The organism is Paraburkholderia sp., assembly GCF_035948235.1.
In the GTDB taxonomy this organism is placed as follows: Bacteria; Pseudomonadota; Gammaproteobacteria; order Burkholderiales; family Burkholderiaceae; genus Paraburkholderia.
The window spans coordinates 1-8,167 of sequence record NZ_DASZJJ010000257.1; the positions used below are offsets into that span (position 1 = coordinate 1).

An 8,167-nucleotide genomic window follows, 5' to 3' on the forward strand; every position below is an offset into this window, starting at 1 on the left:
GATATACGACGACGCCTTGGCGATACGCGCCTGCGCCTGCGCGATGCTCGGGCTGCCTTCGAGCGCCTCGTCGATCAGCTTCGGCAGTTGCGGGTCGCCGAACTGTTGCGCCCAGTCGAGCGTGGGCCACTGGCCACCCTGAGCAGGAATGCTCTGCGAGGTCTCGAACTGTTGCGGCTGCGCGAGGGTCTTGTCGCTCTTGATGCCGGCGTAATTCGCGCAACCGGCCATCAACGCGACCGTTGCGCCAGCAACTAAAACCGCCAACGCGCGAGGCGTCGTGTGCGGGCGAAGGATTGAAACGCTAGTCATGTTTTCCTGATGATCCTGATGATGCGGTAGCGTGGTCGATCAATGCGCGGCCGAATCGGCGGCGCCACCCTCTGACTTGCCTGCGCGCGTGATCCAGATAAGCGGAATGATCGCGATGAATATCACCGCCGAAATCCAGAACACGTCGTTGAGCCCCAGCATCGCCGCCTGGGTATCGACGAGTTGCCCGAACACCGTACGAGACCCCGACGCATCCAGGTGCGCCGTTTTCGCCACAAAGTCGAGAAACTGCGTGAACGCGGGGTTCTCCGGCGTGGCCTGTTCGGTGAGGCGCGCGTGATGGACGACAGTGCGGTCATACCATTCGTTCGCGCCCAGCGACGTCCCCACCGCCCCGCAAAATACCCGCACGAAGTTCGAAAGACCTGCCGCGGCCGGAATCCGTTGCGGCGCTTGCCCTGCGAGAATGATCGCGGTAAGCGGCACGAAGAACATCGCCATCGGAATGCCTTGCAGCAAGGTCGGCACGACCAGGTGATACGTGTCGATATCGACGATGTAATTCGAGCGCATCCAGAACACCACCGCGAAGCCGATGAACGCGAGCGTGGCGATCAGGCGCGCGTCCGAACGCGGCAGCACCTTCGCAATCACGGGCGAAAGCAGCACCGTGAAAATCCCGATCGGCGCAATCACAAGACCCGCATCCACGGCGCGATAGCCCAGATATTCCTGCATCCATTGCGGCAGCAGCACGAGGTTGCCGAAGAACACGCCATAGGCGATCGAAATCGCAATCGTGCCGCCCAGAAAGTTACGCTGGCCAAAGAGCCGCAGATCGACGATCGGATGCTCCTCGGTCAGTTCCCAGATCACGAAAGCCGTGAAACTGACCGCAGCGGCGATCGTCAGCCCGACAATCACGGGCGAATGGAACCAGTCGAGATCCTTGCCCTTGTCGAGCATGACCTGCAAGGTGCCCACCCACGCGACCAGCAGGCCCAACCCGACCAGATCGATCGGCGGCTTGCGCGTAGGCGTTTCGCGCGAGCGGTAGATCATCCACGTCGTCACGGCCGCAAAAATGCCCACTGGAATGTTGATGTAGAAGATCCACGTCCAGCTATAGCTATCGGTGATCCAGCCACCGAGCGAAGGTCCCGCAATCGGCCCCACGGTCGCGGTCATCGCCCATAGCGCCAGCGCCGTCGATGACTTCTGCTTCGGCCAGGAACTGAGCAGGATCGCCTGAGACATAGGAATAAGCGGCCCCGCCGTGAGGCCCTGAAACACACGCGCGGCCAGCAGCACCGGCAGATTCGGCGCCATGCCGCACAGCCAGGAGGCGATGGTGAACAGCACGATCGCGCCAACAAAGAGGCGAATCTGGCCCAGCCGCTGCGTGAGCCAGCCGGTCAGCGGAATCGACACGGCATTGGCCGCAGCAAAGACGGTGATGACCCACGTACCCTCGTCCACCGACACGCCCAGGCTGCCCGACAAGGTAGGAATGGCGACGTTCGCGATCGACGAATCGAGCACATTCATGAAGGTTGCGAGCGCGACGGCGAGCGTGCCGAGCGCGAGCTTGCCGCCGGTGAGCGGCGCCGTTGCGCTGGCCGCGGACGGCGCGCTCATCGGACACCCCGCAAGCGTGCTGTTCGTTGATCCATAGTCATTTTGCAATCCTGATTAACTTGATGTGCTCATCCGGACGAGCGCGCCCGTTGCGTCCGGCAAGAGACGCGCAGGCGCGCCGCATATGCTCGCGCAGCGGCGTCCGCCAATAAGGGGAAGATCAAACCGGATAGGTAAGTACCGAACGGTACTGGATAATAAAAGCCAATTCCTGCCGAGTCAACCAAAATCGAACCGATCGGTACTGAGGCAGACGGCGGCGCGGACGACGAAAAGCGCGCCATCGTGCTGTGTTACGATCCCGCGACACCGTTATTGCAATCCAATAGAAAGACATGGCGACGCTCAAGGAATCCGGCGCACCGGCGCGCCGCGCTCGCGACATCGACCCCACCCCCAGCCGCGCAGACACCATTCTGAACGCGGCCCGTTCGGTATTTCTGGCGCACGGCTTCAGCGCCGCCACGACGGATATGATCCAGCGCGAGGCGCGCGTTTCCAAATCGACCGTCTACGCGACGTGGCCGACAAAAGAAGCGTTGTTCGCCGCCGTGATCCAGCGCGAATGCGGCCAGTTTGCGAATTCGCTGCGTCACATGGAGTTCGAGTCCGAGGACATCACGCGCTCCCTCATCAGGCTCGCGCGCGCGTATCTGGGCATCGTGGTATCGCCGATGGGGCTCGCGCTGTACCGAGTGATCGTCGCGGAAACGCCCCGTTTTCCGGAGCTGGGTCGCACTTTCTTTGCAGCCGGGCCCGAGGTCGTGGCCAGCATCGTCGGCCAATTTCTCGAACGCGCCGCCGCGCGCGGCCAGATCGATGTACAGGCGGTGGGCTATACGACGGCGGCCAATCTCTTCATCAGCATCGTGCGTGGCGAGGCGCAACTGGAATGCCTTACGCACCCGAACGCTCGCCCCTCCGACGCGCAGATCGACCGCTGGGTGGAAGCAGCTGTGCATACGTTCGTGAGTGCGTTCGTCAAACGTCCCGCCACGCCGTGACGGCGTGGGCGTATTTGAGCGTTACACCGGCGAACGCTCAAGCGCCCATGCCTTCTGTTTATCGGCTCATCTAATTCGTTAATCGGAACGCCATCTTTCGGCCAATCGGCCGGAAAAGATGCTAAGAACAGGGTTCCCGAAGCTCGCGGCAGGTTTGTCGCGCTTCGCTTCTCAAGCCTGCATCTTCCGATGAACGCCACTTCCTTCTCCTTCCTTACCCGGTGCACGGCCGTGCTCGCCGTTGCGCTCTTCATGCTCGCTGCGCTCGCGCTGCTGCGCGCCAGTCCCGCCCACGCCGAATCCGGTGAGGCGCTGTCCGTAATCGCCCCCGTGCAAAGCTGCGAGGCGCTCGCGCAGACGAAGCTCGACGCAGCTGTTGGCGCGCCCGTCGCGATTGAAACGAAACGTCTGGACACCGCGCAGGGCGAGTTCTGCGAAGTGAGCGGCACGATCGCGCCCGCGATTGGCTTCAAACTCGACCTGCCCACCACGAAGTGGACGCAACGCTATCTGCAGGCCGGTTGTGGCGGCCTGTGCGGCATGATCAACGCCAGCATCGGCAACGCGGGCGATTGCCGCCCTGCGCTGGATGGCGAATTCGCCGTCGCCGCCACGGACATGGGGCACACCGGCCAGATGGGCGCGCCCGACGAGGGCGCCTTCGCGGCCGATCCGCAAAAGCGCATCGATTTTGCTTATCGCGCGAATCACCTCACGGCGCTGGCGTCGAAGGCGCTGATGCGCGCGTTCTACGGCGTCGCGCCGCGCTATGCGTATTTTTCGGGCTGCTCCGACGGCGGCCGCGAGGCACTGATGGAAGCACAGCGCTATCCCGACGACTTCGACGGCATTTCAGCGGGCGCGCCCGCGATGCTGTTCCAGATCCAGAATTCGTTCTTCCATGCATGGACGGTCGCAGCCAATCGCGGCAGCGACGGCCAGCCGATCCTGCTCGCACCGAAGCTGCGCGTGCTGCACGACGCTGTGATCGCGCATTGCGACACGCTCGATGGCGTCAAGGACGGCCTGTTGAGCGACCCGCGCGCGTGTCATGTGCAGGCGAGTTGGGTCGCGTGCAAGCCGGGCGCGAGCGATACCCAGCACTGCCTCACGCCTGCGGAGTGGTCGGTGGCACAGAAGATCTACACCGGACCGACCGATGCCGAAGGCCATCGGTTCCTGCCTGGTGGCCTCGAACCCGGCTCGGAATTGATGTGGACTTCGTTCGTGCCGCGCGAATCCCACGCGCGCGTGATGTCCGAATCACTGTTCAGCAGCATGGTGCCGGTGGTCAATCTCGTGCCCACTCAAGCCGAAGCGGCTGCCGCGACATTTCCGTTTACGACCGCGCAGTTCACGCGCATGCAGGAACTCCATCCGCTCAACGACGCGACCAATCCCGATCTGCGCGCGTTCGCAGCGCACGGCGGCAAGCTCATCATGTGGCACGGCTGGGCCGACTTCTCCATCGCGCCGATGATCTCCGTCGCTTACTATCGCGCCGTGCAGGCGGAAATGGGCAACGCGGCGACGGACCATTTCCTGCGCCTTTTCATGATTCCAGGCGTCGGTCACTGCGGCGGCGGCGACGGCTTCGCGCAGGTCGACACGCTCAGCCCGCTGATGACGTGGGTCGAGCAAGGGGCCGCGCCCGCGAGCCTGCATGCGGATCGCGTGGCGGCCCGCGTGGGCGGTTTTGGCGGCATGGGTGGCCCTGCTCCGGCACGCGGCGCGAGTGCTCCGCACGGCACGCCGCCGACGGGCGGTCCTCAAGGCGGCAGCGATGGCCGTGGCGGCGGCATGGGCATGCGTGCAGCGCTGCCGCCTGTCGCAATTGCGAATCAGGCCGCGCTTGCGAGCCGGCCGATCTATCCGTTCCCGCAGATCGCGCATTACCTCGGCAAGGGCGATCCTACGAAGGCATCGAACTACGGTCCCGCGCCCAGCTCCGTGAAAGAGCCCGCAAAGATCGACTGGTATGGCGCATTCATGCTGCACCCCGGCTTCCAGAAGCAATACGTGGTGCGCGACGATCAACTCTTCCCGCTCCCGCAATAACGCAACGATTCTGCGAGGGCACGCCACATGCGCGCCCTCCCCCATCACTGAAAAGGAAAACACCATGACCCAATCCGATTCCACCACACCCGCCTGGCGCGCCGACGCACTCACGTGGGGCCACGGCCCCCATGTTTTCGAGGTCTTTCTCGAACCGACCTGCCCGCATTCGGTGCGTGCATTCGGCAAGCTCGATGCGCTGCTGGAAACCGCCGGCGCCGATCGCGTCACCGTGAAAATCCGCCTGCAATCGCAGCCGTGGCACATGTTTTCGGGCGTAATCGTGCGCTGCATTCTTGCGGCTTCGACGTTGCCCGGCGGCAAGGAAAGCGCTAAAGCCGTGATGGCCGCGGTGGCCGCGCATCGCGAGGAATTCGAATTCGAAAAACATTGTGGCGGACCGAACATGGACGCGACGCCGAACGACATCATCGCGCGCATCGAGCAGTACAGCGGGATTGCCTTGCGCGAAGCCTTCGCGATCGCCGATCTCGACACTGAAGTGAAATGGCACGCGAAATACGCACGTCAGAATGGCATCCATGTTTCGCCGACTTTCATGATCGATGGGATTGTCGATCCGAAAATCGGCAGCCGCGACGAGGTGGCCGACTGGGCTGCGCGTCTAAAGTAAATTTACGCCAGCGTGCTTATTTCGCCACGCGCGAAGTGGAATTCAATCTTCCGCGAAGTTGAACAAGGCGCGCGTGGTGCAATGCGCGACTGCCGTCCATGCGCGTCTGGCGCGCGACGGCGGCGCGTCGAAATGGCTGATCCTTAACGCTTTATTCAAGAATCGCGCAAAGCGGTTCCACCGCGAAAATCCCTTTCCCAGTAGCGTGAAATGCAAAGCAGCGCACGCGCAATGAGCTTTTCGCAATCGCTCCGTTAGAAAAGCGCAAACCCCTCCCTAGCATCGTTTGAACCTTGCACATCGCAGGGTTTGACACACGCATAAAGGGGTTTCGCTTGAAAACAACGACACTGCTCGGCGCATTGGCCGCAGCGCTGCTCTCATCCTCCGCCTTCGCGCAGAATTCCGTCACGCTTTACGGCATGATCGATGCCGGCCTCATGTACACCAATAACGTGAGCAAGAGCGGCGCGCACGGTGCGCTGCTCCAGGCCACAAGCGGCAACATCAACGGCAGCCGCTTCGGCATTCGTGGACGCGAATCGCTGGGCGATGGCATCAACGCCCTGTTCGTGCTCGAAAACGGCTTCAACGTGCAGAACGGCAAACTCGGTCAGGACAATCGCCTGTTCGGCCGGGAAGCATGGGTGGGCCTGAGCAGCGATCGCTACGGCTTTGCCGCCGTGGGTCGACAGTACGATTCAGTCGTCGATTACGTCGCGCCGCTTTCGGCAGAATCCGGCTCGTTCGGTAAATCGAGTTTCGCGCACCCATTCGATAACGACAATCTCGCGGATTCGCTGCGTTTTAGCAATGCCGTGAAATACGCGAGCCCGAACTTCGCGGGCCTGCAATTCGGCGGCCTTTACGCGTTGTCGAACAGTACCGGCTTCAGCGCGAACCGCGCGTGGAGCGTGGGTGCGAGTTACACGAACGGGCCGTTGAGCCTGGGCGCGGGCTATCTGCAGATCGAACATGCTGGCGGATCGACAAGCAACAGCGCCGTCGACATCGCCGAATCATCGGCGAACGGTGTGGGCGGCTTCACACTCGCTGCCGACGTTCAGCGCGTCGCCGCAGCTGCGATCCGCTATAAGGTGAACGCTGCATCCGTAGCCTTCGTCTATTCGCACAGCCAGTTCGAGGGCAGTTCCGCATTCGGCTCGACGGGCGGCAACGTGAGTTTCGACAACTACGAACTGAGCGGCCAGTATCCGCTCGCGCGCCACCTGGCACTAGGTCTCGCCTACGTCTACACCAACGGTCACGTTTCGGACAGCAAAACCTATTCAGCCGATCCAGACTGGCAACAGATCGATACGCAAATCGTCTATTCATTCTCGCGGCGCACTGACGTCTATCTCGAAGGCATCTATCAGCATGTCGCGGGTCATCATTACGTTGCTTTCATCGATACGGCAGGCGGCGCCTCTTCAACAGCCACCCAGGTTGTCGCGACGGTGGGCCTGCGTTCACGCTTTTAAACCGGCCTTGAAACGGCGCCCCTTCGCAGCGGCGCCGTTTTCGCCGTTATATTCCACCCGCGCATATCTATAGCGAATCATCGCTTTTGTGCCTGGACGCGCGGTCAGTAGAATCTGTCGACTCGCTAGACGAGCCCAACACCAAAGACCACCTAATCGCGAGTTTCGATCATGAAAGCCATTCGCTCAGTACTGCTAGCCGCCCTCCTGTCGGCTGTCGCCGCTGCACCCGCCTTCGCCGCCGACGAGCTCGCGCAGATCAAGTCCTCCGGCGTATTCCGTGTCGGCACCGAAGGCACGTACGCACCGTTCACGTACCACGATGAAACGGGCAAGCTTACCGGCTTCGACGTCGATATCGCCTCAGCCATCGCGCAACGCCTGGGTGTGAAGCCGCAATTCGTCGAGGGCAAGTGGGACGGCCTGATTGCGGGCCTCGACGTGAACCGCTACGACGCCGTCATCAACGAAGTCTCGATCACAGATGCGCGCAAGGCAAAATACGATTTCTCGACGCCCTATATCGCCACGCACGCGGTCCTGATCGTGCGTTCGGACAATACGACGATTCATTCGTTCGACGACCTGAAAGGCAAAAAGTCGGCGAATACGTTGACCAGCAATTTCGGCAAGCTGGCCGCTTCGCATGGCGCCGATGTCGTGCCGGTGCAAGGCTTCAACGAGTCGATCGATCTGCTTACCTCGGGCCGCGTCGATGCCACGGTGAACGATTCGCTCTCCTTCCTCGACTTCCAGAAACACAAGCCCGATGCGAAGCTGAGAATCGCCGCCAGCGACACCAGCACGGCCGACGACCAATCGGGCGTGCTGATCCGCAAGGGCAGCCCGGCGCTGCGCGAAGCCATCGACAAGGCGCTCGCCGATATCAAGGCCGACGGTACCTACGCGCGCATTTCGCAGAAGTATTTCGGCAAAGACGTTTCGCAATAAGGCGGGTTGAACGATGCCGGCATGGCTGCATCTGATGGGGCAATCGCTTTGGCCCCTGCTCTACGCGGGACTCGTCTTCACCGTCCCGCTCACTCTGGCATCGTTCGCGCTCGGCATCGTGCTGG

At 62.1% G+C, this 8,167-nt stretch carries 6 protein-coding genes and 2 pseudogenes; 6 read left to right on the forward strand and 2 right to left on the reverse strand.

Features of this window, described 5'->3' with window-relative positions:
* A pseudogene (locus tag VG320_RS22615) lies at nt 1–312 on the reverse strand (MarR family transcriptional regulator); the annotation flags it as partial.
* Between the two features lie 39 nt (nt 313–351).
* Complete coding sequence (locus tag VG320_RS22620) at nt 352–1,911, reverse strand: DHA2 family efflux MFS transporter permease subunit (RefSeq protein ID WP_327202298.1); 1,560 nt, start codon at nt 1,909–1,911, stop codon at nt 352–354.
* 335 nt (nt 1,912–2,246) lie between these two features.
* On the opposite strand from VG320_RS22620, the gene VG320_RS22625 reads away from it, so the two are divergent.
* From VG320_RS22625 to VG320_RS22650, 6 genes and pseudogenes are all read left to right on the forward strand, one after another.
* Nucleotides 2,247–2,915, forward strand: coding sequence for a TetR/AcrR family transcriptional regulator (locus VG320_RS22625; protein ID WP_327202299.1), 669 nt, complete (start codon nt 2,247–2,249; stop codon nt 2,913–2,915).
* A 189-nt stretch (nt 2,916–3,104) separates the two neighbouring features.
* Nucleotides 3,105–4,973 (forward strand): tannase/feruloyl esterase family alpha/beta hydrolase, encoded by a 1,869-nt coding sequence (locus tag VG320_RS22630; protein WP_327202300.1) that lies wholly within the window; start codon nt 3,105–3,107, stop codon nt 4,971–4,973.
* A gap of 64 nt (nt 4,974–5,037) precedes the next feature.
* Complete coding sequence (locus VG320_RS22635) at nt 5,038–5,607, forward strand: thioredoxin (protein ID WP_327202301.1); 570 nt, start codon at nt 5,038–5,040, stop codon at nt 5,605–5,607.
* Nucleotides 5,608–5,942: 335 nt separating this feature from the next.
* Nucleotides 5,943–7,091 carry a porin gene (locus tag VG320_RS22640; RefSeq protein WP_327202302.1) on the forward strand — a complete coding sequence of 383 codons (1,149 nt, stop codon included), beginning with the start codon at nt 5,943–5,945 and terminating at the stop codon, nt 7,089–7,091.
* Nucleotides 7,092–7,262: 171 nt separating this feature from the next.
* Nucleotides 7,263–8,042, forward strand: coding sequence for an amino acid ABC transporter substrate-binding protein (locus tag VG320_RS22645; protein WP_327202303.1), 780 nt, complete (start codon nt 7,263–7,265; stop codon nt 8,040–8,042).
* A 13-nt stretch (nt 8,043–8,055) separates the two neighbouring features.
* Nucleotides 8,056–8,167: pseudogene (locus tag VG320_RS22650) on the forward strand (cysteine ABC transporter permease); the annotation flags it as partial.